This window comes from Dactylosporangium cerinum (assembly GCF_042653625.1).
Lineage (GTDB): Bacteria > Actinomycetota > Actinomycetes > Mycobacteriales > Micromonosporaceae > Dactylosporangium > Dactylosporangium cerinum.
Window position 1 is genome coordinate 195,603 of the sequence record NZ_JBHSIU010000013.1, and the last position, 25,575, is coordinate 221,177.

23 protein-coding genes are annotated in these 25,575 nt (G+C 69.8%); 12 read left to right on the plus strand and 11 right to left on the minus strand.

Annotation, left to right across the window (positions count from 1 at the left end; genetic code table 11):
* Window positions 1-18: 18 nt before the first annotated feature.
* On the minus strand, window positions 19-2,898 hold the full coding sequence (locus ACFPIJ_RS13110) for a carbohydrate-binding protein (protein WP_380115013.1): 2,880 nt from the start codon (window positions 2,896-2,898) through the stop codon (window positions 19-21).
* Between the two features lie 188 nt (window positions 2,899-3,086).
* Here ACFPIJ_RS13110 and ACFPIJ_RS13115 point away from each other — a divergent pair, with 188 nt between their 5' ends.
* The gene (locus tag ACFPIJ_RS13115; RefSeq protein WP_380115014.1) at window positions 3,087-3,569 is read left to right on the plus strand and encodes an alpha/beta fold hydrolase; all 483 of its coding nucleotides are present in this window, start codon (window positions 3,087-3,089) and stop codon (window positions 3,567-3,569) included.
* Here ACFPIJ_RS13115 and ACFPIJ_RS13120 read toward each other — a convergent pair.
* From ACFPIJ_RS13120 to ACFPIJ_RS13145, 6 genes are all read right to left on the minus strand, one after another.
* Window positions 3,557-4,648, minus strand: coding sequence for a hypothetical protein (locus ACFPIJ_RS13120; protein WP_380115015.1), 1,092 nt, complete (start codon window positions 4,646-4,648; stop codon window positions 3,557-3,559). The two genes, ACFPIJ_RS13115 and ACFPIJ_RS13120, sit on opposite strands and share 13 nt — an antisense overlap.
* Window positions 4,645-5,154, minus strand: coding sequence for a SigE family RNA polymerase sigma factor (locus ACFPIJ_RS13125; protein ID WP_380115016.1), 510 nt, complete (start codon window positions 5,152-5,154; stop codon window positions 4,645-4,647). Before ACFPIJ_RS13125 ends, ACFPIJ_RS13120 begins: the two co-directional genes overlap by 4 nt.
* A gap of 12 nt (window positions 5,155-5,166) precedes the next feature.
* Complete coding sequence (locus ACFPIJ_RS13130; protein ID WP_380115017.1) at window positions 5,167-6,078, minus strand: hypothetical protein; 912 nt, start codon at window positions 6,076-6,078, stop codon at window positions 5,167-5,169.
* A 158-nt stretch (window positions 6,079-6,236) separates the two neighbouring features.
* A complete protein-coding gene (locus tag ACFPIJ_RS13135) occupies window positions 6,237-6,728 on the minus strand; it encodes a Rieske (2Fe-2S) protein (protein WP_380115018.1) in 492 nt (163 codons plus the stop codon).
* Between the two features lie 17 nt (window positions 6,729-6,745).
* Window positions 6,746-7,324, minus strand: a complete 579-nt coding sequence (locus tag ACFPIJ_RS13140) for a DUF6529 family protein (RefSeq protein ID WP_380115019.1) — start codon at window positions 7,322-7,324, stop codon at window positions 6,746-6,748.
* 16 nt (window positions 7,325-7,340) lie between these two features.
* Window positions 7,341-8,054, minus strand: a complete 714-nt coding sequence (locus tag ACFPIJ_RS13145; RefSeq protein WP_380115020.1) for a hypothetical protein — start codon at window positions 8,052-8,054, stop codon at window positions 7,341-7,343.
* Window positions 8,055-8,204: 150 nt separating this feature from the next.
* Between ACFPIJ_RS13145 and ACFPIJ_RS13150 the strand changes: the two genes are divergently transcribed.
* The 8 genes from ACFPIJ_RS13150 (at window position 8,205) to ACFPIJ_RS13185 (ending at window position 17,528) form a co-directional block, all read left to right on the plus strand.
* Entirely contained in the window at window positions 8,205-10,112 is a 1,908-nt protein-coding gene (locus tag ACFPIJ_RS13150; protein WP_380115021.1) for an adenylate/guanylate cyclase domain-containing protein, read from the plus strand.
* On the plus strand, window positions 10,109-10,765 hold the full coding sequence (locus tag ACFPIJ_RS13155) for a Crp/Fnr family transcriptional regulator (RefSeq protein WP_380115022.1): 657 nt from the start codon (window positions 10,109-10,111) through the stop codon (window positions 10,763-10,765). Before ACFPIJ_RS13150 ends, ACFPIJ_RS13155 begins: the two co-directional genes overlap by 4 nt.
* Before the next feature lie 165 nt (window positions 10,766-10,930).
* Window positions 10,931-13,309, plus strand: coding sequence for an immune inhibitor A domain-containing protein (locus ACFPIJ_RS13160; protein ID WP_380115211.1), 2,379 nt, complete (start codon window positions 10,931-10,933; stop codon window positions 13,307-13,309).
* A 51-nt stretch (window positions 13,310-13,360) separates the two neighbouring features.
* Window positions 13,361-13,792, plus strand: a complete 432-nt coding sequence (locus ACFPIJ_RS13165) for a hypothetical protein (RefSeq protein WP_380115023.1) — start codon at window positions 13,361-13,363, stop codon at window positions 13,790-13,792.
* 37 nt (window positions 13,793-13,829) lie between these two features.
* Window positions 13,830-14,339: a redoxin domain-containing protein gene (locus ACFPIJ_RS13170; RefSeq protein ID WP_380115024.1), complete on the plus strand. Its 510-nt coding sequence runs from the start codon at window positions 13,830-13,832 to the stop codon at window positions 14,337-14,339.
* Window positions 14,336-14,890 (plus strand): DsbA family protein, encoded by a 555-nt coding sequence (locus ACFPIJ_RS13175; RefSeq protein WP_380115025.1) that lies wholly within the window; start codon window positions 14,336-14,338, stop codon window positions 14,888-14,890. Before ACFPIJ_RS13170 ends, ACFPIJ_RS13175 begins: the two co-directional genes overlap by 4 nt.
* A gap of 447 nt (window positions 14,891-15,337) precedes the next feature.
* Window positions 15,338-15,964 (plus strand): GOLPH3/VPS74 family protein, encoded by a 627-nt coding sequence (locus tag ACFPIJ_RS13180; protein WP_380115026.1) that lies wholly within the window; start codon window positions 15,338-15,340, stop codon window positions 15,962-15,964.
* 46 nt (window positions 15,965-16,010) lie between these two features.
* Window positions 16,011-17,528: an APC family permease gene (locus ACFPIJ_RS13185; RefSeq protein WP_380115027.1), complete on the plus strand. Its 1,518-nt coding sequence runs from the start codon at window positions 16,011-16,013 to the stop codon at window positions 17,526-17,528.
* Between the two features lie 71 nt (window positions 17,529-17,599).
* Here ACFPIJ_RS13185 and ACFPIJ_RS13190 read toward each other — a convergent pair whose 3' ends face one another.
* The 3 genes from ACFPIJ_RS13190 to ACFPIJ_RS13200 all read right to left on the minus strand — a co-directional run bounded on the left by ACFPIJ_RS13190 (window position 17,600) and on the right by ACFPIJ_RS13200 (window position 20,122).
* Window positions 17,600-17,794 (minus strand): hypothetical protein, encoded by a 195-nt coding sequence (locus ACFPIJ_RS13190; RefSeq protein ID WP_203848393.1) that lies wholly within the window; start codon window positions 17,792-17,794, stop codon window positions 17,600-17,602.
* On the minus strand, window positions 17,791-18,873 hold the full coding sequence (locus tag ACFPIJ_RS13195) for a LacI family DNA-binding transcriptional regulator (protein WP_380115028.1): 1,083 nt from the start codon (window positions 18,871-18,873) through the stop codon (window positions 17,791-17,793). Before ACFPIJ_RS13195 ends, ACFPIJ_RS13190 begins: the two co-directional genes overlap by 4 nt.
* Before the next feature lie 139 nt (window positions 18,874-19,012).
* Complete coding sequence (locus tag ACFPIJ_RS13200; RefSeq protein WP_380115029.1) at window positions 19,013-20,122, minus strand: MBL fold metallo-hydrolase; 1,110 nt, start codon at window positions 20,120-20,122, stop codon at window positions 19,013-19,015.
* Window positions 20,123-20,422: 300 nt separating this feature from the next.
* Here ACFPIJ_RS13200 and ACFPIJ_RS13205 point away from each other — a divergent pair, with 300 nt between their 5' ends.
* Window positions 20,423-21,811: a helix-hairpin-helix domain-containing protein gene (locus ACFPIJ_RS13205; RefSeq protein ID WP_380115030.1), complete on the plus strand. Its 1,389-nt coding sequence runs from the start codon at window positions 20,423-20,425 to the stop codon at window positions 21,809-21,811.
* Entirely contained in the window at window positions 21,811-22,863 is a 1,053-nt protein-coding gene (locus ACFPIJ_RS13210) for an OmpA family protein (RefSeq protein ID WP_380115031.1), read from the plus strand. The genes ACFPIJ_RS13205 and ACFPIJ_RS13210 overlap by 1 nt, the downstream gene beginning before the upstream one ends.
* Window positions 22,864-22,930: 67 nt before the next feature.
* Here the strand turns inward: ACFPIJ_RS13210 and ACFPIJ_RS13215 are convergent, their stop codons facing one another.
* Window positions 22,931-24,532 carry an alpha/beta hydrolase gene (locus tag ACFPIJ_RS13215; protein WP_380115032.1) on the minus strand — a complete coding sequence of 534 codons (1,602 nt, stop codon included), beginning with the start codon at window positions 24,530-24,532 and terminating at the stop codon, window positions 22,931-22,933.
* A 152-nt stretch (window positions 24,533-24,684) separates the two neighbouring features.
* On the opposite strand from ACFPIJ_RS13215, the gene ACFPIJ_RS13220 reads away from it, so the two are divergent.
* A complete protein-coding gene (locus tag ACFPIJ_RS13220; RefSeq protein ID WP_380115033.1) occupies window positions 24,685-25,482 on the plus strand; it encodes an RNA ligase family protein in 798 nt (265 codons plus the stop codon).
* Window positions 25,483-25,575: the final 93 nt, after the last annotated feature.

The window sequence follows — 25,575 nt, forward strand, 5'->3', positions numbered from 1 at the left end:
CCGGATCATGAGAACTGCCTACGGGTGCGTCCAGGTCTGGGCGCCCGTGCCGTTGCAGTCGTAGATCTGCAACTGGGTGCCGTTGGTGGTCGTCGAGGCGGGGATGTCCAGGCACTTGTTGGCCTGGGGGTTGCGGATCGCGTTGTTCGCTTCGATCACCCACTGCTGGGCGCCGGTGCCGTTGCAGGTGTAAAGCTGCACGAGCGTGCCGTTCGTGGTGCCGCTGGCCTTCACGTCGAGGCACTTGCCGGCCAGGCCGGTGAGGGTGCCGTTGGCGTTGACCGTCCACTGCTGGGCGCCGGTGCCGTTGCAGTCGTAGATCTGGACCTTGGTGCCGTCGGCGGTCTGGCTCGCGTTGATGTCGGCGCACTTGCCGAGCGCCGTCAGCGGGCCGGTCCGGGCGCCGGGCGTGCCGATGCCGGAGCCGGTGAAGGTGTAGCTGTCCAGGTCCAGGATCGCCCCGGTGCCGCCGGTGAACACGATGTACAGGTCGTGCGTCCCGTCGTCGGGCTTGGTGACGGGGCCGCTGACCTCGGCGTACGTTTCCCAGCCGCCGGTGTTCGGCACCGTGAGGCGGGCGACCTCGGTGCCGGTGGGTGAGTCGTAGCGGAAGGAGACCGTGCCGCCGCCACCGCCGGAGGAGACCCGGGCCTTGACGCCGGTGATGTTCTTCAGCGAGACCGCGTGGTGCCGGACGCTCTCACCGGACTGGATGTCGCCGAGCCGCTTGCCGCCGTCGGCCGCGGCCGCCGTGATGACCTGCGGGCCGGAGAGCGAGACGTAGTGCTCGGCCTGCCAGTACTTGGGCCACAGCGTGAACTCCGACGAGCCGGTCAGCGGCGCCGAGCCCGGGGCGCCGTTGTCGGTGTAGGTGGCACGCACGACGAAGAACAGCACCGAGTCCGGTCCGGCGTGCACCGGTCCGGTGTTGAAGGTGGCGGAGCAGCCGGTGCCGGCGCCCTCGTCGTGGGCGTGTTCCTGGTGGCCGAGGGCGACCGCGATCACGATCTTCGAGCAGTCGATCGGGCCGTCCTGCGGGTCCGTGGCCGAGGCCGTGACGGTGAAGTTGTCGTTCCAGTCGAACATGCCGCCCGCCGGGACCCCGGAGATCGTGACGGTCGGGCGGTTGTTGCCGACGGTGATCGGGACCAGGGTGGTGCCGGTGTGTCCGGCCGGGTCGCGCACCGTCAGCCGGGCCTGCTTCGCGCCGTTGGTGGTGTACGTGTACGAAGGGTTGGCCGCCGTCGAGTCCGTCGTGCCGTTGTTGTCGAAGTCCCAGGCGTAGGTGATCGTGTCGCCGTCGGGGTCGCTGGAACCCGCGCTGGAGAAGGTCACCGCGAGCGGCGCGAGACCGTTGTCCTTGTTCACGGTGGCCTTGGCGATCGGCGACCGGCCGCCCTGGACGTAGTTGATTTTGTACAGGCCGGCGTCGGCAGCGCCGGAGAAGTAGCCGCTGCCGTATTCCAGCATGTACATCGAGCCGTCGGGGCCGAACTGCCAGTCGATCGGGTGCACGAACGGCGTGCCGGCGTTGACCGGCTCGATGCCGCCCGAGACCGGGTTGCCGGTGGCCGGGTTGCCGTTGTCGAAGTTGACCATCTTCACCCAGTTGCGGCAGTACTCGGAGATGATCCACTTGTTGTCGTAGTACTGCGGCCACTTCACCGACGAGTTGAGGTTGGGGTCGTAGTGGTACACCTCGGTGTGGTTCGGTGATCCACAGCCACCGGGGCTGTCCAACTGCGGCCACTGCACGCTGCCGCCGTGCTGCTCCCAGACCAGCGCCGGCTTGGTCGGCGGGAGCTGCTGCAGGCCGGTGTTACGGGGCGAGTTGTTGACCGGCCCGGTGCTGCCGCCGCACGGGAACCAGCCACGCGGTGCGTTGGCGGCGAAGTCCCAGTCGTTGTAGGCCACGTTCGGGCCGCCGCAGTAGGGCCAGCCGTAGTTGCCCGGCCCGCTCGCCCGGTTGAACTCGTCGAAGGCCGCCGGCCCGCGGTTGGCGACCGTGGCACCGGCGTCGGGGCCGACCTCACCCCAGTAGAGGGTGTTGTTCGCCTTGGTGTCGACCCAGATCCGGTACGGGTTGCGGGTCCCCATGATGTAGATCTCGCCGCGGGTCTGCGCGCTCTGCGCGAAGAGGTTCCCGGACGGGATCGTGTAGGTGCCGTTGCTCTCCGGGTGGATCCGGTTGATCTTTCCGCGCAGGTCGTTGGTGTTGCCCGAGGTGCGCTGGGCGTCGTACTGCGGGTCGCGGTTGGTCCGCTCGTCGATCGGCGCCATGCCGGCCGAGTCGCCGCCGGAGTTGGTGTTGTCGCCGACCGCGAAGTACAGGTTGTTGTTCGTGTCCCAGGTCATCGACCCGGCCGAGTGGCAGCACAGGTTCCGCTCGGTGGGCCACTCGATGATCATGTCCTCGCTGGCGGGGTCGAGGACGTTGGTGGTGGCGTTGAAGGTGAACCGGGAGATCCGGTTGACCAGCGGGGTCACCTTCGGCGAGTAGAAGATGAAGACCCAGCGGTTGGTGGCGAACTGCGGGTGCAGCGTGATGCCGATCAGGCCGTCCTCGAAGCGCGCGTCCAGCTGGAGCGTCAGCGCCACGGTCGTGGACTGGGTCGTGGGGTTGTACAGCCGGACCTGACCGCCACCGGCGGTGGTGCCCCGGTTGATGTACATGACCTTGCCGTCGGGCAGGACTGCCAGCTCGATCGGCTCACCCATGGTGAGCCCGCCGTCGAGCTTGACCTTCTCGAAGTCGCTGGCGGGCGGTGGGGCGGCGGCCGCTGGGGTGGGGGCGGCGGCCTCGACGGTCGCGAACGTCGCGACACTGACGAAACTCGATACGATCAGGGCCAGGGCTGAGGCACCGACGGTCCATCGTCGGCGGTGGGGGTGTGTCACCGGACCTCCTGTGAGCGGGCGGCTCGATGGCCTCCCGCCGACTGGAGGACATCGATGTGCGCCAGACAGTAGCGTCTTTCGTTCAGAAGCAACAGACTTTCTTCTATATCGACAAAAGTTGAGGTTTTGCGTTCACTCTTGCGGGGGGTACGAGCGGCGGGTCGATGCCGGTTGGGTATGGAATGGGGGTGTTCGATGACCGGATCGACCTGTGGGACGTGACCCTGCGCGTCCGCCGCGAGGGCAGTGGCCCGCCGGTGCTGCTGCTGCACGGCCACGCCGGCACGCTGGACGTCTGGGACGAACTCGCCCTGGCGCTCGCCACCGGGCACTCCGTGGTCCGGCCGGACCTGCGCGGTTACGGCGGCTCGGTGCGCACCACCGACGAGGCATGGCCGGCCCTGGAGCACGAGATGGCCCTGGACTGCCTGGCCCTGATGCTCTCGCTCGGCCACGACGCCTTCTCCGTCGTCGGTCAGGACCTCGGCGGGCACGTGGCGGCCCGGCTGGCGGCGGAACACCCGACGAAGATCGACCGCCTGGTCGTCATCGACACCGTCGCGCTGCCGCCGCCGGCCCGCCCGACCCTGGTGCTGTGGTCGGACGGGCCCCCGTTCACCGAGACACTGATCGCCTTCCTGGAGGACGGCCGCGCGGCTCAGGCCCGGTAGAAGACGACCGCGTCGGCGCCGTGCGCCGGCACCGGGTAGGTGTGCACGACCTTCCACGCCTGGTCGAGCACCTTCACCTGGGTCGCGGTGACCAGGATCGCGCCGTCCGCGCGGAAGAAGGCATGCTCGAACGTGCCCAGCTGCGACAGGCGCTTCTTCGCCACCGTGTCGTAGACCAGCGCCGTCTGGTACACGTGGCTGGGGTCGCTGTTGACGAGGCCCAGCGCCACGTAGCGGCCGTCATCGGAGACCGCCTGGACCGAGGTCGGGCAGCCGGCGGTGCGGTCGCACTCCTCCTGGCCGGCGACGGACACCGTGCGCGGCGAGCTGCCGTCCACCTTCGTGACCTTGACGGCGTTCGGCTGGGTCGGATGGACGTAGGCGATCGTGCTGCCGCCCGGCGAGTAGGCCAGGTACTGCGGCTTGTCGTGGAAGGACCGGCTCGCGCCGGTCGTGGCGTCGTACTGGACGCCGCCCGCGATCAGGGCCGTGCCGTCCGGGGTCCAGACGGCGGTGTTGCCACCGTCCCACCTGACGTCGCGGGCGATCGTCCTGCGGGCCCCGCCCTCGCTGACCACGACCAGGTCACCGGGGGCGATCTGATCCCGGTTCGGCGACGTGTTGATCGCCAGGCGGGTCCCGTCCGGTGCGGGCGTCGCGTACATGTCCTTGCTGGTGGCGGTGCCGAAGGTGACCTTCATCGGAGTGCCGTCGACGATGCGCAGGAGCTCGATCGGCCGGCCGGCCTTCAGGGTCAGGAACGACAACCCGCCCGGGATCGAGTCCACAGTGGACGGCGCCGTGACCAGTGGCGCGGACTGCGGGGTGGAGGGTGTCGCGGACGGCGGGGTGACGGTGGCACCCGGCACCACGTCCGGGCGGGTGTCGCCGGACTGGGGCCGCAGCACGGCCGCGCCGGCCGTCAGCGCCACCGCCACCGCGACCGCGGCGGCGGACGTGGCGATCATCCGGCGGGCCCGCAGCCGCCGTGAGGTGCGGTCCACCCGGTTGCGGAGGTCGGCGAGGTCGGTGCCGGTCATCTCGCCGGCCAGGTCGTCGAACTGATCGTGCAGGTTCATCGGAACATCCCCTCCGTCGCCAGGTCCGGCAGCGCCTTGCGCAGCGCCGCCAGACCGCGGGACGTGTGGCTCTTCAGGGTGCCGATCCGGCAGCCCAGCAGCTCGGCGGCGTCCGCCTCGCTGTAGTCCTCGAAGTAGCGCAGCACCAGGGCCGCGCGCTGTCGGGTCGGCAGGGTCAGCAGTGCCTGTCGCAGCGCCAGCCTGCTTGCCGCGTCGCCGGCCTGATCGCGGCCGTCGCGGCGTTCCGGCAGGTCGCCGGGGAGCGACTCCGCGACGCGCTTGCGGCGCCACCGGCTGACCTGCAGGTGGTACATGACCTGCCGGGCGTACGCCTCGGGGTTGCCACCGTCGCGCAGTTTCCGCCAGGCCCGGTGCGTGCGGGCCAGGGCGTCCTGCACCAGGTCCTCGGCGAGGTGCCGGTCACCGGTCAGCAGATACGCCGTGCGCAGCAGCGCCGGGGTCCGGGCCCGGTAGAAGGCCTCGAAGTCCTGCTCGTCCTGTTCCATCGCGGCGGAAACCTACGCGGTGTAGAAGAGCTGGCCGGCGCCGGGCGCCGGGAAGGTGCCGGTCTCGTGCCAGGTGGCGTCGAGGACGTGCAGCCCTTTGGCGTCGGCGACGATCGCGCCGCCCCCGGTGGGGAACCAGACGTGCTGGAGCCCGCTGCGCGTGCCGAGGTCGACGGGCCGGCCGGTCCGGGTGTCCACGACGAGTGTGGTCGAGGTGGTGTGGCCGGGGTCGGTGTTGCTGCGGCCCAGCGCGACGAAGTCGCCGCTGTCGGAGATCGCCTGCACGGCGGACGGGCAGGCGGTGTCGCAGCCGGGCAATGCCGAGATGTCGACGCTGCGCGCCGCGCCGCCGGTGGGTCGCACCTCGATCGACGTCTCCGATCCGGCGTACGCCAGTGCGCCGCCGTTCACGGAGTACACCAGGTAGCTGGCATGGCCGAGCCCGGCCGAAGCATGCGACTTCCCGGAGACCTCGTAACGGACGCCGTCGTGGATGACCGCCGTGCCGTCCGGGGTCCAGGTCGGCGCCACGCCGCCACCCCAGGGGAGGTGGTCCGCGAGGACGTGCCGCCCGCCGCCGACATCGACGACGACCAGGGAGCCGGGCGCGACCTTGCTGGCGTCGGGGGTGCTGATCAGGGCGAGGCGCTGCCCGTCGAACGACGGTCGCGCCAGCATGTCCTCTGGGTACCGGAGGCCGAACGTGACGGCCTTGCCGCCGCGCGCGAGGCTCATCGGCTTGCCGGTGTCGAACGTGAGCACCGACAGCTTCCCGGGAAACGGCGGCGGCGCCTTGTCCTGGGGCGTCCGGCTCGCAGCGGTGCCCGCAGTGGTGCCCGGCACGGCGGCGGGCGGCTGAGCCTGGCAGGCGGCAAGCCCGGCGGCGAAGGTGGCAGCGGCGAGGACGCGGGCGATGCGACGCATGCGCGGTGGTTCCTTCCGTGTGGTGTGTCCCAGTGACCGCTATAAACGCCGCAGCCCGCCGATCGGGTTACACGAATCCGGAAGAATCTTCGCCGGACAGCCAGCTGCCCAGGTCACGTCCACCGCGGACGCGACCTGGGCAGCTGACCCTGTGGGAGTCAAGCCTTGGCGATGGAGTCGCCGTTCACCTTGATGGCGACGGCCTTGAGCGCCTTGCTGGCCGGGCCGTTCGCGACCGACCCGTCCGCGACCTTGAACTTGCTGCCGTGGCACGGGCAGTTGATGGTGCCGCCGGACACGTCTCCCACCACGCAGCCGGCGTGCGTGCACACCGCGGTGAAGCACTTGAACTGGCCGGCGGTCGGCTGGGTCACCACGATCTTCTGGTCTTCGAAGATCTTGCCGCCGCCGACGGGGATGTCGGAGGTTTTCGCGAAGCCGCCACCACCACCGCCACCACCACCGCCTTCACCGGCCGGGGTGCCGCCGCCGGTCGCGCCGGCCGTGCCGGTGTCGCCGCCCGCCAGGGCGGGCGCGGCACCGTCGGAGGAGGTGCCGGTGTCGCCGTAGGCCGCGCAACCCGCGAGGGCCGCGGTCAGCCCGACCGCACCGGCGCCGGTCAGCAGGGATCGTCGAGTCGTGTTGCTCATGGTTCTTCGATTCCCTTTCAGATCTTGACGCCGAATGTGGTGAAGAACCACAGCGCGGAGGTGACGAACAGGCCGGACAACGCGGTGAAGACGAGGCCACCGAACAGCGGCAGCGCCCAGCCGGGCACGCCCTTCTTGGCCAGGATCAGCATCTTCGCGGCGAAGGTGCCGTAGAAGAAGCAGCCGAGCAGCGAGTGCATGAGCACCCGGGTGTCGTAGTCGGCGAAGCCCAGGGCGTAGAGGCAGTGCAGGGCCACCGGGATCGACGCGATGAACGCCAGGCGCCCCGACCAGCGGTGCACCCCGCCGAGCCAGGACGCGTTGCGCAGCGGGATCTTGCCGTACATGACGAGCGCGGTGAACAGCTGCACGATCGCGAGCACGAAGGCGAGCGTGGCGAGCCACACCTTGACCGTCTGCGGGCTGGAGAAGCCCGCGACGTTCACCGCGATGCCGGTCGGCTCGTGCAGCTTGCCGTAGACGCCGAGGCCGCCGGCGACGAAACAGGCGACCAGCACCGGCACGATGAGGGTCGCGGCCGTCTTCGGGTTGGTGGGCTGGATGACCGGAGCGGTCTGGGTCTCATCCGGGGACATGGTGACGGCTCTCCTCTCAGTAACCGGAGCTGGCGTTGGGGTTGCCCGCCTCGATCGGGACCTGCGTCCCGTCGACCGTGGCGGTCCTGCTGTTCACGTCGAAGGGCGGCGCCTCGGAGAACTCGCCGTTCTTGCGCTGGACGCCGACCTGCTTGCCGTCCGGCAGGACGACCCAGCTGGCGTCGAGCTTGCTGCGCAGCGACGCTGCCGAGCGGTACAGGCCCGACGGCGGGGCCGCCGTCTTGACCGTGAAGCCCCACGACTTGGTGCCGGCGGTGACGTTGCCCTTGACCTGGCCGCCGCCGTAGGTGCCCGTCAGGCTCCCCGTGGTGCCCTTGAGGTCGACCTTTCCGTTGGCCATGGTGCCGTTGAGCCACGCCTCGACCTTCTTGCCGTCGCAGACATAGGCGATCGCCTTGCCGTTGTTGACGACGATGGCGAGCGACGCCGCCCCGCCGTCGACCGACCCGGCATAGGTGACCGTGCCCTGCTGGGCGGCGTTGCCGCTGCCGTCGCCGGCGGGCGCGCCGGAGGTGGGGGCGGTGCTCGGCGGAGGGTCCGCCGCCGGTTGCGTGGAGGCCGGGGCGGCCGGTGCCGCGGCGGTGGCGGTCTGGTTCGCCGCCGCGTTGTTCTTCTCGACATCGTTGCTGAGGTCGACGTTGAGCGTGTAAAGGACGCCGGCAACCACAAGTCCGGCGCCGAGTGTGATGAGCGGTGCCTTGAACTTCATCGGTGACTCCCACAGGTGATCGCACCATCAGGTGCTTCGCTGAATATGAGACCGAGGTTGGCGTACGGTGTCTGCGTCCAAAGACGCACAACGCAACTGCTGCAATGTCGCCAAAGTGACCAGCTGACCAGTCCAGGAATGGTGCGTTCGATGCCTCGTGTCCTCGTGTGGGCGACCCACCTCGCGCTGCCCCTCGCCGGGCTGTGGCTGCTGCTGACCCGGCCCGGTGCCGATCTGATCTGGCAGCACCACGACACGCACTTCTGGCTGGTCCTGACCGTCGCCGTGGTCAACATCGCGGTCGGGTCCGCGATGAGCGTCGCCGCGCACCGGCGCCAGGACGGGCGGCTGTTCCTCGTCTCGCTGGTGTTCCTGGCCGGCGCTGGTTTCCTCTTCGCACACGCGCTCGCCACGCCGAAGGTCCTCATCGCGCACCCCAACGCCGGCTTCGACATGGCGATGGCGGTCGGCCTGATCATCGGTTCGGTGCTCGCGCTGGTGTCGTCATTGCGACTGCCGGCCGGGATCACGCGGTGGCAGCTCGCCCTGCGACCCCTCCTGGCGCTGGTGTTGTTCGCCTGGGTCGTCCTGTCGGTGCTGGACCTGCCGCCGCTCAACCGGCAGACCCAGGTGCGCGACGTCGAGGGCCCGATGGTCTTCGCCTCCTACGCGGCGGTCGCGCTGTACCTGGTCGCCGCGGTGCGCTTCTATCTGCGGTACCGGCGCGCTCCCGGCGTGGTCCTGATGTCCGTGGTGACCGCGTTCGTGCTGCTCGCCGAGGCGATGCTGGCGGTGACCCTGGCCGACAAGTGGCGGCTGTCGTGGTGGGAGTGGCACCTGATCCTGACCGCCGCGTTCCTCTTCGTCGGGTACTCCGCCTACGTGCAGTACCGGCGCGAGGGCAGTGCGGCCGGCCTCTTCGACGGCATCGCGGTCGCCGAGACCACCCGGCGGATCCGGGCGCAGTACGAGACGGCGCTCGAGGAGCTCGTCACCGCGCTGCAGGAGTCGGAGGCGGGGGGCCGGCCGGAGCGGCTCGCGGCGCGGATGGCGGAGCGCTTCGGCCTTACCGAGAAGCAGGCGGAGGTCCTCGACCGGGCCGCCGCCGCGCTGCTCGCCGAGCGGGACCTGTCCGGCCGGCTCGGCGCCCTGGTCACCGTCGGCGAGCAGGCCCGCGTCGGCGCGGGCGAGGAGGAGTTCCTGCGCTCGGCGGTCGAGGCGGTCCGGCCGTCGTTCGGTGACGTCGAGATCGGGCTGGTCTCCGGCGGCGTTGTCGGCGTGACCGGGTCCGACGTGCTGCCGCTCACGGTGAAGGGCAAGGCCGCCGGCGGCGTGCGGATTCCCGCCACCGGCCGGCCCGAGTTGCGCGCGACCCTCGCCAACCAGCTGTCGATCGGCCTGGAGAACTCGCGGCTCTACGGCGAGCTGTCCACGCTCTTCCGCCAGTACATGTCACCGGACGTCGCGGCCGCCCTGCTCGCCGACCCCGACCAGGCGGCGCTCGGCGGGCAGCTGGTCGACGTGACGGCCCTCTTCGCCGACCTGCGCGGCTTCACGACCTTCTCCGAGGCGGTCGAGCCGGGCGAGATCGTCGAGATGCTCAACCGCTATCACGGGGTGGCGGTGCCCTGCATCCTCGACAACGGCGGCACGATCGTGCAGTTCGTCGGCGACGCGCTGCTGGCGCTGTTCAACGCGCCCGCCCGGCAGGACGACCACGAGACGCGGGCGGTCCGGGCCGCCCTGGAGATGCAGGACGCGGTCCGCGTGATCTCGGCCGGGCACCCCGGCTGGCCGCGCTTCCGGGTCGGCGCCAACACCGGCCCGGCGCTGGTCGGCAACATCGGCAGCGAGCTGCTGCGCGGCTTCAACGCGATGGGCGACGCCGTCAACGTCGCGGCGCGGCTGCAGACGATCGCCGAGCCGGGCCAGGTCGTCATCGGCGGTGCCACCTTCGACGCGCTCCGCGACGTGGTCGCGACCCCCCTCGGCGACCTCGAAGTGAAAGGTCGCCGACAGACAGTCCGGGCATATGTGGTGGAGACTTTGTCGTCGTGACCGAGTTCTACGAGCTTTTGAACGCCGACGAGCAGGCCGCCATGGAGGCGGCCGGGCACCGTCGGCAGTGGAAGCGCGGCGCGGTCATCTACCGCGAGGCGAGCCGCTCCGAGTCGGTGATCATCCTCAAGGTCGGCCGGGTCAAGGTCTCCTCCGACACCGCCTCCGGCACCGAGGTGGTCCTGGCGGTGCGCGGGCCCGGCGCACTGCTCGGCGAGTTCTCCGCCGTCGACGGCGGCCCGATGTCGGCGACCGTCACCGCGCTGGAGCCGGTGACCGCGCTCGCCGTGCCGACGCCGGAGTTCGAGCGGTACCTGCTGGGCCACGCCCGCGTCTCGATGCTGCTCATGCGGGAGGTGATCCGCCGGGTCCGGGACGCGGACCGCAAGCGAATCGAGTTCGGCGCCTACGACACCACCGGACGGGTCGCGGCGCGGCTCGTTGAGCTCGCGGAGCGCTTCGGCGAGCAGACGGAGGAAGGGTTGCGGATCAGCCTGCCGCTGTCGCAGGACGAGCTCGCGGGCTGGACCGGATCGTCCCGGGAGGCCGTCACCAAGGCATTGCGCACGCTGCGTGAAGAGGGCTGGATCCAGACCGGTCGACTGCACGTGATCGTCCATGACCTCGCTGCATTGAGAGACCGCGCTCAATAGCTGGGTTCACCCTTGCTTCGACCCTTCCATATATGCGCATACCCCATTGTTGATCTTTACGGGTAACTGGGACCCCCTAGTCTCTCGCGACAGGTGCATCGAGGCATCGACATCATGCCTGGGTGCTTTCGCCCCACCAGGGAGGTACCTGTGCGTAAGTTGACCGTGGGACTTTTGAGTCTCACGCTTGCGTCGGGTATGGGGGTGTTCGTCGGTGGTGGTGCCGCATTCGCGGTGCCGGCAGCCGGGGGACCGTCCGTAGCCGACGCCGCGTCACCCTCCGACGAGCTGCCTAACCCGTTGGAGGACAAGCGACGCGAATCCCGTGAGGTCGCGATTTCGCAGATCCTGAGCGGCCAGGCGACGCCGGAGAAGCGTGGATCCAGCACGGTCGTCAAGATCGGCCAGAAGGGCCAGACCGGTAAGGGTGGCGACACCAAGACCAAGAAGGCCCGCGTCGACCAGTACGTCGAGCTGAGCCGAGAGAAGACCGACAAGATCTTTGTCGTGCTCGCCGAGTTCGGCAACACGCGGCACCCGAGCTACCCGGACCAGGACACGCATGCCGCCACTCCGGGTCCCACGACGTTCGACGGGCCGCTGCACAACGCGATCCCCGCCCCGGACCGGTCGGTCGACAACTCGACCGTCTGGGAGCAGGACTTCAGCCAGCAGTACTTCTACAACAAGTACTTCGCCACCGGCAGCGGTGCGGAGTCACTGAAGACGTACTACGAGAAGCAGTCCTCGGGTCGCTACAGCGTCGAGGGTCTGGTCACCGACTGGGTCAAGGTCCCGTACAACGAGGCCCGGTACGGTCGCAGCAACGGCTTCCCGTGCGCCAGCAACGTCTGCAGCAACACCTGGTACCTGATCCAGGACGCGATCAACGCGTGGGTGGCCGGCCAGCAGGCGCAGGGCAAGACCGACGCGCAGATCAAGGCCGCGCTGGCCTCCTACGACCAGTGGGACCGGTTCGACTACGACGGCGACGGCGACTTCAACGAGCCCGACGGCTACATCGACCACTTCCAGATCGTCCACTCCGGTGGCGACCAGGCCGATGGCGACCCGTACCAGGGTGAGGACGCGATCTGGAGCCACCGCTGGGCGGCGTTCCAGAACTTCACCAGCGGCCCCTCGTTCAACCAGATGGGCGGCACGCAGATCGGCACCACCGGTCTGTGGGTGCGTGACTACACGATCCAGCCCGAGAACGGCGGCCTGAGCGTGTTCGCGCACGAGTACGGCCACGACCTCGGTCTGCCGGACCACTACGACACCTCGGGCGCCGGCGGCAACGCCGAGAACCCGGTCAACTGGTGGACCATCATGGCGCAGAGCCGGGTCAGCAAGCCGGGCGACCAGAACATCGCCGACCGGGCCGCCGACCTCGGCGCCTGGGACAAGCTGCAGCTCGGCTGGCTCGACTACGAGATCGTCGTGGCGGGGCAGGACAAGACGCTGGAGCTCGGGCCGCACGAGTACAACAGCAACAAGGCCCAGGCCGTCGTCGTGGTCCTGCCGAAGAAGCAGATCGTGACCCAGCTCCCGGCCCCGCCGGAGGGCACCAAGTCATGGTGGAGCGGCGCCGGTGACGACCTCAACAACTCGCTGGCCCGCACCGTTGCGATCCCCGCGGGCACGACGACGCTGAGCTTCAAGGCGGCGTGGGACATCGAGGACTGCGGCCCCGACGCGTGTGACTACGCCTACGTCGAGGTGGATGACGGCACCGGCTTCAAGTCGATCCCGGGCTCGATCACCAACGCGGCCGAGGGCAACGGCATCGACGGGACCAGCGCGGGCTTCGTGCCGGCGACGTTCGACCTGTCCGCCTACGCGGGCAAGACGGTCGGCCTGCGGTTCCACTACTTCACCGATGGTGCCGCCGGCGGCCAGGGCTTCTTCGCCGACGACATCAAGGTGACCAACGGCGCGACCACCGTCTTCGCCGACGGTGCCGAGGCCGGCGCCAACGGCTGGACCGCGGTCGGCTTCACCGCCGTGGGCAGCACGCTGACCACCGCGTACGACAACTTCTACATCGCCTCGAACCGCCAGTACGTGTCCTGGGACCAGTACCTCAAGACCGGGCCGTACAACTTCGGCTTCCCCGCGAAGCCCGACCTGGTGGAGCACTTCCCGTACGAGCAGGGCCTCCTGGTGACCTACTGGGACACGTCCTACTCGGACAACAACACCAGCCAGCACCACGGCGGTGGCCTGATCCTGCCGGTCGACGCGCACCCTGACCTGATCTACAAGCTGGACGGCACCCCGTGGCGTCCGCGCATCCAGGGCTACGACGCGACGTTCGGCACGACCAAGGCCAGCTCGTTCACCCTGCACTACGGCCCGAACGCCACCCCGAGCTACATCCGGGGCCAGGACGGTGTCGCGACGTTCGACGACAGCAAGAGCTACTACCGCGAGGACCCGGCCACCAGCACGTACTACGGTGTGAAGGTCCCCAACAACGGAGTGAAGATCAAGGTTGTGTCGACCAGCGGCACCACCGTGAAGGTCAAGATCTCCGGCTGAGCGGATAGTCGCTAGTTGGAACCAGGTACGGCGGGAGGAGGTCCAAGTGCCATGAAACGCACACTGGGCCTCCTCTTCGCCGTATCCCTGGTGCTGGGTGGATGCGCCGCCAAGTCCACCGACCAGGCCGCCGCTCCATCGCCGTCCCTGTCGCCCACGCCGGTGCCGTCGCCCTCGGGGTCGAAGGCCGCGCCCAGCCCCGGCGCCTCGGTGCTCACCACCCTGCCGTCCGGGGTGCCGAAGACCACCGCGCCGCACGAGCCGACCGACGACTTCTCCGTGCTCACCACCACCGGCCAGATCCGCCTCGAGGGCGCCTGCGTCGAGCTGGTCACGGACAAGGTCGTGTGGCTGCTGATCGGCCCGCCCGCCGCCGGGCTCCGCGCCGGTCAGAAGGTCAAGGTCACCGGCCTGCCCGACCCCGGCTTCGAGTCGCAGTGCACCGGCAGCCCGTTCAAGGTCACCACGGTCACCCCGGCCTAGTGACCCGTCCTGCGGCGGCACGGCGAACCGTTGAGGTATGAGCGGTTCTGTATCCCAGTCGGTGCTCCACGCCGGACAGCGCGCGCCCGACTTCGAGTTGCCCGACGCGCCGGACCACCGGACCGGCACGACCCAGTTCCGTGGCCGCCCAACGGTGCTCGCGTTCTATCCGGCCGACTGGAGCCCGGTCTGCGGCGACCAGATGACGCTGTATCAGGCGGTCATGCCGGAGTTCGAGCGCTACAACGCCGGAGTCCTGGGCATCTCCGTGGACAACGTCTGGTCGCACCGGGCCTTCGCCGAGGACCGGGGGATCACGTTTCCGCTGCTGGCGGACTTCGAGCCCAAGGGCGAGGTGGCCCGCCAGTACGGCGTCTACGACGAGCAGAGCGGGGTCTGCCAGCGGGCCCTCTTCGTGCTCGACGGCGAGGGCATGGTGGCCTGGAGCCAGGTCGCGCCCTCCGGGATCAACCCGGGCGCCGAAGGGATCCTCAACGCCCTCGACGGGCTGACCGGGATCGACAGCGGACGGCGGCCGGTGTTGTGACCACGACTCCGTTCCAGGTGACCGTGGCCCGGCTGGTGGTGCCGGTCGGGCCCGACGATCACACCCTGTCCGACGGGCCGGTGTCGCTGGTCGAGTACGGCGACTACCAGTGCCCCTACTGCGGCATGGCCCACACGATCGTGCAGGACCTGCTGCGGCTGCGGCACGAGACGGTCCGGTACACCTACCGGCACTTCCCGCTCACCAACGTGCACCCCTACGCCGACCTGGCCGCGGAGGTCGCCGAGGCGGCGGCGGCCCGGGGGAAGTTCTGGCCGGTGCACAACTGGCTCTTCGAGCACCAACGCAGCATCAACCCGCGCCAGCTGATGGTCGGGGTCGAGCGCCTGGGCCTGCCGTCGGAGGAGATCGCCGGCGAGGTCGGCGCGCACGTGCTGCTCGACCGGGTGCGCCGCGACTTCGTCGGTGGGGTCCGCAGCGGGGTCAACGGCACGCCGACGTTCTTCATCAACGGGGTCCGCCACGACGGCGGCTACGCCCTCGAGGAGCTCCTCGAAGCCGTCGACGAGGCGGCCGAAGCGACGGCCTGACCTTCGCAGCGCGGGGGCCGACTCTCATTACGCGCCGTATGGGAGCCGGCCCTCTCGCGTGTCCGCCGCCGGTTACCCAGCGCAATATCGACGGCTGACTTCTGTACCGCAATCATCAGCGGATAATGCGCAACAATGCCTCGGCCGTACGGATCCGAATGTTACCCAGGGTGCCAGGCGATGACGGTTTGGACCCGAATTAGGTCTGATCACGCTCGGTAGCCTCTGCAGGCTGAGCCAGCCGTCAATATCATTTACGGGATGGCTGTTGTTTCAAATTCTCATTACATAAGTTGCGTGGCCCCGCCCCGCCGTGCATGCTTTCGCGTTGGGTCCGCGAGATCTTTCGGGACCAAACTGAGCTGAAGACGGAAGTGTGGTGACAGTGCGCGCCAGGCTGGGGTTCGTGGCGCCATTCACCCTGCCCTCTTCGAGGAGTGCGGGCGGATGCTGCTTGCCGATGACTTCTTCCTGATCGCGCACGACGACCGGGACGGCCGATCCCGCCTGTCGCAACGGGCGGTCGAGCTCGGTCTCGCGGGCGCGATGCTCGGCGAGCTGGTCCTCGAGCAGCGGATCGTCTGCGAGGGCGACCGGCTCCGGATCATCAGCCGGGAGCCCCCCTCGGACCCATTGGCGCACACCAACCTCGCCACCATGATCGCTGAGACGCAGCACCGCGAGATCCGCACGTGGCTGCTCTTCCTCGGCCAGACCGCCGTCGACGCGGTCGGCCAGCGGCTCGCCCGCGTCGGGCTGGTCGAGCAGACCCAGGTGCGGCGCCTGCTGCGCAGCTCGACCCGCTGGGTGGCCACCGACATCAACCTTCCCGCCGGGCGGGTGGTGCGGCTGCGCCGCCTGCTCACCGGCCACGAGCCGATGCGGGTCGCCGACACCACCCTGGCCGGTCTCGCCGACGCGACCGGGCTGTCCGGTCACGTCCTGTGGGACACCGATCAGAGCAGCGTCAGAAGACTTCAACAGGCGGTCAGCGCACTGCCGCCACCGCTGCGCGACCTGATCCGTCAGGTCGAGTCAGCGGTCGGCGACGCGGTCCTGTCGCAGCGCGGTTAGCGGACTTTCCTCTCCCCCTTCCCCCCTCAAAACCCCTGGAGGACCGATGTCCGCAACGTCGCCTGCGCGACCGAGCGTGGTATCCCAGGCACTGGCCCGAGACCGTCTCGGCGTGCCGTCCGTCATCATGTTCGCCCTCACGGCGGCCGCCCCCCTCATGGTGGTCGGCGCCCTCGTCTCCTCGGCGTGGGGGTGGGTCGGCGTCACCGGCTTCCCCCTCGCCTTCGTGATCATCGCGGTCGTCCTGGCGCTGTTCAGCTTCGGCTACGTCGCCATGTCCCGGCACATCACCAACGCCGGCGCGTTCTACAGCTACATCTCCCAGGGTCTCGGCCGCCCGCTCGGCGTCGGTGGCTCGCTGGTCGCGCTGCTCGCCTACAACCTGCTGCAGATCGGCCTCTACGGCGCGTTCGGCTTCTTCGCCTCGGTCATCCTGGCGGACAAGGCGGACCTGACCGTCGACTGGTGGATCCTGGCCCTCGCGCTGTGGCTCGTCGTCGCGGTCCTCGGCCTGCTGCGCGTCGACGTCAACAGCAAGGTCCTCATGGTCCTGCTCGGCGCCGAGCTCATCGCGGTGACGATCTTCGACTTCATCTTCCTCAGCAACCCCGCCGAGGGAGGCGTCAGCCTCGAGCCGTGGACCTGGGGCTCGCTGAAGGACGCGGCCGGCCCGGCCTTCGCCGTCGCCGTCACCGCGTTCGTCGGCTTCGAGGCCGCGCCGGTCTTCGCCGAGGAGGCGCGCAGCAAGAACCGGACCGTCGCCCTCGCGACGTTCCTCGGCCTCGCCGTGATGGTCGTGTCCTACGCCGTCACCAGCTGGGCCGCCGCCGTCAGCATCGGCGTGGACGCCACCGTCCCGATGGCGCAGACCCCGGAGATCGCTCAGGCCGGTGGGCCGTTCTTCCCGACCCTCGCCGAGAAGGGCGGTGCCTGGGCCGCCGACCTCGGCCTCGTCCTGCTCACCACCAGCATCGCCGCCGCGGCCCTGAGCTACCACAACACGACCGCGCGCTACGCGTTCGCGCTCGGCCGTGAGCGGGTCCTCCCGGCGTTCTTCGGCCGCACCCGGGCCCGCTCGGGCGCCCCGGCGGCGGGCTCGGTCTTCCAGACCCTGATCGCGCTCGTCGTGCTCGTGCTCTTCGCGGTCCAGGGCTGGGACCCGATGCTCAACCTGTTCTTCTGGCTGGGCACCTCCGGCGGCGTCGGCGTGCTGTTCCTGGTCTTCGCGACCTCGCTGTCGGTGATCTTCTACTTCCTGAAGGACGCCCGCGGCGAAGGCGCCTGGGCCCGGCTCATCGCGCCGATCCTGTCGACGGTGGCGCTCGGCTACATCATCTGGCTCGTCGTCGACAACTTCGGCGGCCTGCTCGGCTTCCAGCCCGGCACCGAGAACGCCGCGGTCTGGGCGTTCCCGGCGGCCTACGGCGCGGTCGCGGTCATCGGCATCGTCTGGGCCCTGATCCTGCGGGTCACCAACCGCCAGGACTACGACTCGATCGGTCTCGGCGCCCGCGCCAACACCGCCCGGTCCGACGCCCCGGACTACGCCTCGCAGCAGTCGTAGGCACGGCGCTTCCGCACCACGACGAAAGAGCCGGGGCGAATGCCCCGGCTCTTTCTGTTCAGCTGCACCAATTACCCGTAGGTGAGGGCCGGCGTGGGCTCGACTCGGTCGGCCGCGCGACGCAGCGTGCGAGCCGTGAAGTTGCGCATCTTGCCCATGGTCACCGACTCGCGGCGACGGTCGTCGATCACGGGGGCGTTGGGCATGGCCGAGTTCGCCTCCAGGCGGACGGCCTCCAGCGACATGATCAGGGCGATCGGGGTCATGACTTCTCCTTGGCAGTGTTGGGTCCGGTGGTCGACCTGACCACCAGGGATACGGGCAGCGTCAGGCGACGCAGCGCCGGGTCTTCGGGCGGGTCGAGCAGCAGCTCGCCCGCGAGCCGCCCGCGCTCGACGCTGGGCTGGCGGATTGTGGTGAGCCCGGCGGCGTCCGCCTCCGGGATGTCGTCGAAGCCGGTGACCGAGACGTCCCGGCCGGCCTGCAGGCCCCGGACCCGCAGCGCGTCGAGCACGCCGAGGGCCAGGACGTCGGAGGTGCAGAGGATCGCGGTCGCCCGGTCGAGCCGGTCGAGCGCGTGGGCCGCCGCCTCGGCGCCCTCCTCGCGCTGGTTGCCCGCCGCGTTGATCAGCACGACCCGCTCCCACGGCACGCCCGCGGCCAGGAACGCGTCGCGGAAGCCGCGAACCCGCTCACCGGTCACGTAGTAGCGCAGGTCGTCCGGGTCGGCGTGGACCTGTCCGGTCCTGCCCCCGGACACACCGTCGTCGACGATCCAGTGCGCCACCACCGCGATGTCGCGGTGGCCGAGGTTGACGATGTGCTCGCCCAGCCGCCGGGCCGCCGCGCGCTCGTCGATGCCGACGTAGCTCGCCTCCGGTCCGAACGCCTGCGGGTCCTCGCCGATCACGACCGGCACGCCGCGGGAGCGGACGAGCTCCAGCGCCGAGTGCCAGTCGGGCACGCAGTAGAGGCAGAAGGCGTCGACGGCGGCGTTGCTGATGACCCGCCGGCCGGCCGCCTCGTCCTTGGGCAGGTTGAGCAGCAGCAGGGAGGTCTCCCGGGCCGAGGCCGCCTCCGCGAGTCCGCGCAGGTAGGCCACCGCATAAGGGTCGGTGAACGCCATCGACAGGTCGTCGGTCAGCAGCACACCGATCGCGTTGACCTTGCCGCTGCGCAGCGAGCGTGCCGTCGGGTTGGGACCCGAGTAGCCCAGCCGCTGCGCCGCCGAGAGGATCCTGGCGCGCAGCTCGGGGGAGAGCTGATCCGGCCGGCTGTAGGCGTTGGACACCGTGCTGCGTGACACGCCGAGCTCGTCGGCGATGGTCTGCAACGTCGCCTTCATGATTCAGGCCCTCCCTTCTCTGCATCGATCCAGAACCTTCTGTATCGATACAGTACGTCGGGAGGGACTCATCCGCCAGCCATTTGTCGGGTCCTGGCATGTGTGCCCTGACACGTGCCCTGACCTGGCTATTTAATCCTCACGCAATCGCGCGCCACCACGGTTCAACTGCCGGCAACGCGTCGATGTTGATTCGGTCACCTGGCCGGGGGATCGCCAGGGTGATGTCCCGCGCGGCGGCCTCGTCCAGCAGCCGCTCCACCGGCTCCGACCACGCGTGCACCGCCAGGTTGAACGTGCACCAGTGCAACGGGATCAGGACCCCGGCCCGCACGTCGAGGTGCGCGCTCGCCCCGTCCTCGGGCTTCATGTGGATGTCCGGCCAGGCGTCACCATAGGCACCGACCTGGATGAGCGACACGTCGAACGGCCCGTGCTGCTCGCCGATCTCCTTGTAGCCGCCCCAGTAGCCGGAGTCGCCCGTGTAGAACAGGCTGCGCCGCTCGCCCTTGACCGCCCAGGACGCCCACAGGGTGCCGTCCCGGGTGAACCGGCGGCCGGAGAAGTGCCGCGCCGCCGTGGCGGTCAGCGTGACGTGCCGGACGTCCACCGACTCGTCCCAGTCCAGCTCGATGATCCGGTCCAGCGGCACGCCCCAGCGCTCCAGGTGCGCCCCGACGCCGAGCGGCACGAGGAACGGCGCCTGCTGGGTCCTGGCGAGCGCCTTGATCGAGGCCAGGTCCAGGTGGTCGTAGTGGTCGTGCGAGATCACGATCGCGTCGATCCTCGGCAGCTCCTCGAGGCCCAGCGGCATCGGGTGCAGGCGCTTCGGCCCGACGAACGACGTCGGGGAGCAGCGGTCGCTCCACACCGGGTCGAACAGCACCCGCACGCCCTCGACCTCCGCGAGCGCCGTCGAGTGCCCCAGCCACGTGACATGCAGGTCGCCGTCCTGCTTCGCGGGGAACGCCGGCTTCACCACCGGAATCACCCCCTTCGGCCGCCGCGGCTGCTGCCCGAAGATCAGCTCCTTGAAGGCCGCGCCCATCGCGCCGTCCGGCAGGATCTCCCGCGGCACCGGATTGACGAACTTGCCCTCCCCGTATTGCGGGGAACGCCGCATCCGCTCCGCCCGCGCACCCGAGGCCACGGCGCCCAGCTGCGCCGGAAGGTCACGCAGCGCCCACGCCACCCCACCCGCCGCAGCCGCGATCGCCGCCAGGGTCAGGACCCGTGTCGTCTTGCCCATGCTCCGTCGACCTCCAGTTCACCAGCTTGTCGTGAGCTTCAGCACCAAGCTTTCCATCGGCACCACATCCACGGTTGCACGGATTTTCCGCTGTTCCGGCCGTCACTGCCCGTCACATGGCCTCTCATCAGCGCAAATGCTTCCGAGGGTGGGAGAGCGCCCCGCCGGCGCCGTGAGCGAACAGACAGAACCGGCAGGTCGTGCCGTCTTTCCGGCTCTGTTGCCAAGCATCGAGGTATGGAAGGCTGCCCGCAAACTTCCCCCTTTCACGCGTCGGTCACTTTCTCCCGGAGGCCCGTCGTGACCTGGTTCATCAACCAGTCACTGCTGTTCATCGTCATCGCGTTCCTACTCGGCCTGCTCGTCGGCTACCTCTGGTGGGGCCGTCAGGTGCGCCGGATTCGCACTCAGGAAACCACCACCACTCCCGCGACCCCCCAACCACTCGTCGCCGCCGTCCCGGCCGAGCCGATCGCCGAGCCCGAGCCGATCGCCGAGCCCGAGCCGGTTGCCGAGCCGGAGCCCGTTGCCGAGGCCGAGCCCGTTGCCGAGGCCGAGCCGGAGCCCGAGACCGTCACGGCCTCCGCGGCCGAGTCGTTGCCGGCCGAGCCCGCGACGAGTGACCCGCTGGTCGAGGACCCGGCGCCCGTCGCGGTCGCGGAGGCCGAGCCGGTCGCCGAGGCCGCCCCTGCCGTCGAAACCGAACCTACTCCCGAACCCGAGCCCGTCGCCGCGGCCGAGCCGACCGCTGTGGACAACTCGGTCGTTGTGGATGACGAGCTGGTTGCGGACGTCGAGTCCGCGTTCGCGGCGGCCCCGGTCGTCGAGGACGCGCCCAAGGCAGAGGATGACCTCGCCAGGATCGAGGGCATCGGCCCGAAGATCGCGGCGGCGCTGAAGGCGGCCGGAATCACCACGTTCGCCGCGCTTGCCGACGCCGAGCGGTCCACGCTGGAGGACGCGCTCGCCAACGCCAACCTGCGGTTCGCCCCGAGCATCGGCTCGTGGGGCCGGCAGGCCCGGCTGCTCGCCGACGGCAAGGAAGACGAGTTCAAGGCGCTGACCGACTACCTGATCGCCGGCCGCGAGCCCACCGCGAAGAAGCCGGCCGCGCCCGTGGCGGAGCCGGTTGCCGAGACCGAGCCGGTGGTCGAGCCGGTCGCGGCGCCTGAGCCCGAGCCGGTGGCCGAGGCCGAGCCGGTCGCCGAGGCCGAGCCGGTCGCCGAGGCCGAGCCCGAGCCGGTTGTCGAGCCCGAGGTCGAGCCCGAGCCGGTCGTCACCGCAGAGCCGGAGCCGGTTGTCGAGCCCGAGCCCGAGCCGGTTGCCGTCCCCGAGCCAGTCGCCGTCGCCGCGGCGCCGGCAGAAGCCGAGCCGGTCGTCGCGGCGGTGGCCGTGGACGACGGCCCGCCGGACAACCTGCAGCGGATCGAAGGAATCGGCCCGAAGATGTCGGCCGCGCTCCTCGCCGCCGGTATCCGCACCTACGTGAAGCTCGCCGACTCCGACGTCGACACGCTGCGCACCGCGATCGAGAACGCCGGCCTGCACTTCGCGCCCAGCATCGTCACGTGGGCCCGGCAGGCGCGGTTGCTCGCTGACGGCAAGGAAGAGGAGTTCAAGGAGCTGACCGACTGGCTGATCGCCGGTCGCGAGCCCACGGCGAAGCCCGCCGCCGGCGGCGACGCCTGATGGCGGGCACCACGACGACCCGCACCGTCCGGCACGAACTGCGCAAGGTCAGCCCGTGGGTGCCGATCGTGGTCGGCGTCGTCGGGCTGGCCGCGCTGGTCGGCGGGATGGAGGTGCCGTTCCGGCACCACATCGAGGCGGTCCTGACGGATCACACGAAGGTCGCGCTGAGCAACGCCGGGATCGACGCCGACGTGTCGTTCACCGGGCGGGACGGCACGGTCCACGTCGACTCGGCGGACGAGCAGCAGAAGGCCGAGGACGTCGCCCGCGCCGTGGACGGCGTGCGGGTCGTCACGGTGATCGCGCCGCCGAAGGTCGAGGTGCCGCCGTCGCCGATCGCGGTGAAGCTGCTCGTCGACGCCGGCAAGGTCACGCTGACCGGCACGGTGTCCGACGCCGCGGCCAAGTCCGCGCTCAGTGACGCGGCGAAGGCGGCGTTCGGCGCCGACAACGTCCTCGACGAGGTGACCGTCGACGCCAAGCGCACCAGCGAAGGGGTCAAGGTCGCCGCGCTGGCGCCGGTGCTCGCCGCGCTCGGCAAGGAGACCAAGGCCGGCGTCGTCGACCTGCAGGGCGGCACCGTGACGCTGACCGGCACGGTCGTGTCGCAGCAGGTCAAGGACCAGGCGGAGGCGGCGGCCCGGGCGGTCACCGGCACCGTGCGCAACGACCTCGCGGTCGGCGAGGCGAAGGCCGAGCAGGTGCAGACGCAGCTGGTGGCGCTGCCGACGGTGGAGTTCGAGAACAACAGCGCCACGCTGACCCCGCAGGGCCAGGCGGTCGTGGCGAACGTCGCGTCGATCCTCAAGGCCAACCCCAGCATCCGGATCAGCATCGAGGGGCACACCGACAGCACGGGCACCGAGGCGCGCAACCAGACGCTGAGCGAGGCCCGGGCCAAGACGGTCCTCGACACGCTGGTCGCGCAGGGCATCGCGGCGGAGCGGATGAGCTCCAAGGGCTTCGGCGAGTCCCGCCCGAAGGTCCCCGACACCAGCGACGCGGCCAAGGCGATCAACCGCCGCGTCGAGTTCATCGTCCAGCAGTAACAGCACGACAGCACGACAGCAGAAAGGGCGCGGGGAGATCCCCGCGCCCTTTCGCGTCAGACAAACCCTAGTGGTGCACGGGGTACAGCGGCTCCCGCACCGTCACGCTGCTGTCCGCCCGCAGCGACTTCGCCTGCAGCGACGCCGCGGTCGGGTCGGGCTGCGGCAGCGCGTCACAGGTGGCGTCGGGCTTGTCGCCGGCCTTGCGCTTCGGCAGCTTGCCGGTCGCGAGGTAGTCGGCGATCGCGTTGTCCACGCACTCGTTGCCGTTGAGCGAGTTGGCGTGCGTGGTCTGGCCGACCTCCGCGAGGAGGGCGCCGTGCGGGAAGCGGCGACGGGCCTCGAGGCTGCCCTCGAACGGCGTGGCCGCGTCCAGCGTCGTGCCGACGAACAGCACGCTCTGGACCTTCGAGCCGTCGACCTTGACCGGCTTGGACACCTTGCCGGGCCAGAAGAGGCACGGCGCGTTGTACCAGGCGTTGTCCCAGGTCATGAACGGCGCCTTCAGGAACGTGCGCCAGTTGTCGCGCTCCCAGGTGCTCCAGCTCTGCGGCCACTGGGTGTCGGTGCACTGCACCGCGTTGTAGACCGCGAAGCCGTTGTCGTCGCCGGGGCCGACGTAGTTCTCGTACGCCGCGACGATCAGGTCGGTGTTCTTGTCGTTGGCCCAGCCGGCGAACGCCTCGGCCAGCTCCAGCCACGTCGACTGGTAGTAGCCGGCGTAGAGGAAGATGTCGGCGAACTCGTCCGGCCCGACGACGCCCCCGGCCGGGGCGCTGCGCAGCTTGTTCTGCTCCGCGTACCAGCGCAGCTCCACCTGCTGGGCGGTCGTGCCCAGGTGGTAGACGCTGTCGTACTTGGCGAGCCAGCCGAACCAGATCTTCTCGTTGCGCTCGAAGTTGACGTCCTGGTCGAGGTTGGCCTGGTACCAGACCTTCCGCACGTCGACGTTGCCGTCCAGCACCATGCGGCGCACGCGGGAAGGGTGCAGCGTGCCGTAGACCTGGCCGAGGTACGTGCCGTAGGAGAAGCCGTAGAAGTTGATCTGGCTGGCACCGAGCGACTTGCGGATCGACTCCATGTCGTTGACGGAGTCGACCGTGGTCATGTGGTCCAGCAGCGCGCCGCCGGCCTTACCGCAGGCCTTGGCGTAGTTCTTGGACCGGGTGAGCCAGGTCTGCTCGATGCTCTGGTTCCACGGGATGTACTCCGGACGCGGCCCGTTGAAGTAGTCGTTGTCGCACGACAGCGCGGGAACGCTGGAGCCGACGCCACGCGGGTCGAAGCCGATCCAGTCGTAGGCCTCACCAGCGCCGTTGGGGACGTATTCGCCCAGTACCGACAGGGTCAGGCCGGAGCCGCCGGGGCCGCCCGGGTTGACCAGCATGATGCCCTGGTAGTCCTTCGCGGCGACCTTGGCCTTGATCCGCGACACGGCGATCTGGATCTTCTTGCCGTTGGGCTTGGCGTAGTCGAGCGGGACGTCGAGCAGGCCGCACTCAGCGCCGCGGCGCTGCAGGCCGGGGCTCTCGCACTGCCCCCAGGTGATCTTCGCGGCGCCCGCCGATTCGGCCGCCGGCGCCGCCGAGGCGCCACTTGCCGGGGCAACGGCCAGCATCGTGGCCGCCGCGGTGAAGAGGACGAGCCCCTTCACAGTCTTTCGTTCCACAGATCCTCCCAAAGTTGCCTGAATGGGTGTCTTCGGGCAACTGATTCGGGCAAAACAATGTCACGCTGATCGTTGAGCGCCGGCCTGACGCGCGGAAGGCGTAGGACCCTTTCCTCCACCCGAGCAAAAACCACTGTGCTGGTTGCGAGGGGGTGGGCTACAACGGTCAGGTGCTGCGCAAGTATCCGAGAACGCCTCATCTGCAGGGCTCCCGCCTGCAGCCGGGCGACCATGACCTGGCCCAGGTCCCGTTCGCGCAGCTCGCCGGTGAGACGCAGGTCGCCGGGCAGGTGCTGGTCGTCGAGGAGAAGCTCGACGGCGCCAACTGCGCGATCAGTTTCGATGCCGACGGTCAGCTGCTGTTGCAGTCCCGCGGCCACTACCTCACCGGTGGGCCGCGCGAGAAGCAGTTCGGGCCGTTCAAGGCGTGGGCGGCAACCGTGCGGTACCAGCTGCAACCCGTCCTGACCGACCGTCATGTCATGTACGGCGAGTGGCTGTACGCCAAGCACACCGTCTTCTACGACGCGCTGCCGCACCACTTCTGCGAGTTCGACGTCTACGACCGGGAGGCGGAGGAGTTCCTGTCCACCGACCGGCGCCGGGAGCTCCTCGACGGGCTGCCGGTGAGCTCCGTGCCCGTCCTGTACACCGGCCGTATCGGCAAACTCACCGAGCTGACGGCATTCGTCGGGCCGTCGACCTGCCGGACGCCGGGGTGGCGCGACGCGCTGCGGGAGGCCGCCGTCGCCGGTGGCGCGGACCCCGACCAGGTCGTCAAGGAGACCGACATGTCCGAGGACATGGAGGGGCTGTATCTGAAGCTCGAGTCCGCCGGCACGGTGCTCGGCCGCTACAAGTGGGTCCGGCCCAGCTTCCACACCGCGATCCTCGACTCCGGCAGCCACTGGCAGGACCGCCCGATCGTGGCCAACCGGGTCAGGGCATGACCGGCCAGCGAAGCGTCTCGGGCCGGTCATCAGAAGCTCAGTATTGGGTCAGGCGCCCGGAACGAAGTGAGGACGCATGACCGGCCAGCGAAG

Bases quoted from the DNA above. Each gene is read 5' to 3' on its own strand.
- ACFPIJ_RS13120 (WP_380115015.1), bottom strand. From the start codon at position 4,648: ATGAACCTGCACGATCAGTTCGACGACCTGGCCGGCGAGATGACCGGC.
- ACFPIJ_RS13125 (WP_380115016.1), bottom strand. From the start codon at position 5,154: ATGGAACAGGACGAGCAGGACTTCGAGGCCTTCTACCGGGCCCGGACC.
- ACFPIJ_RS13130 (WP_380115017.1), bottom strand. From the start codon at position 6,078: ATGCGTCGCATCGCCCGCGTCCTCGCCGCTGCCACCTTCGCCGCCGGG.
- ACFPIJ_RS13135 (WP_380115018.1), bottom strand. From the start codon at position 6,728: ATGAGCAACACGACTCGACGATCCCTGCTGACCGGCGCCGGTGCGGTC.
- ACFPIJ_RS13140 (WP_380115019.1), bottom strand. From the start codon at position 7,324: ATGTCCCCGGATGAGACCCAGACCGCTCCGGTCATCCAGCCCACCAAC.
- ACFPIJ_RS13145 (WP_380115020.1), bottom strand. From the start codon at position 8,054: ATGAAGTTCAAGGCACCGCTCATCACACTCGGCGCCGGACTTGTGGTT.
- ACFPIJ_RS13150 (WP_380115021.1), top strand. From the start codon at position 8,205: ATGCCTCGTGTCCTCGTGTGGGCGACCCACCTCGCGCTGCCCCTCGCC.
- ACFPIJ_RS13165 (WP_380115023.1), top strand. From the start codon at position 13,361: ATGAAACGCACACTGGGCCTCCTCTTCGCCGTATCCCTGGTGCTGGGT.
- ACFPIJ_RS13170 (WP_380115024.1), top strand. From the start codon at position 13,830: ATGAGCGGTTCTGTATCCCAGTCGGTGCTCCACGCCGGACAGCGCGCG.
- ACFPIJ_RS13180 (WP_380115026.1), top strand. From the start codon at position 15,338: ATGCTGCTTGCCGATGACTTCTTCCTGATCGCGCACGACGACCGGGAC.
- ACFPIJ_RS13185 (WP_380115027.1), top strand. From the start codon at position 16,011: ATGTCCGCAACGTCGCCTGCGCGACCGAGCGTGGTATCCCAGGCACTG.
- ACFPIJ_RS13190 (WP_203848393.1), bottom strand. From the start codon at position 17,794: ATGACCCCGATCGCCCTGATCATGTCGCTGGAGGCCGTCCGCCTGGAG.
- ACFPIJ_RS13195 (WP_380115028.1), bottom strand. From the start codon at position 18,873: ATGAAGGCGACGTTGCAGACCATCGCCGACGAGCTCGGCGTGTCACGC.
- ACFPIJ_RS13200 (WP_380115029.1), bottom strand. From the start codon at position 20,122: ATGGGCAAGACGACACGGGTCCTGACCCTGGCGGCGATCGCGGCTGCG.
- ACFPIJ_RS13210 (WP_380115031.1), top strand. From the start codon at position 21,811: ATGGCGGGCACCACGACGACCCGCACCGTCCGGCACGAACTGCGCAAG.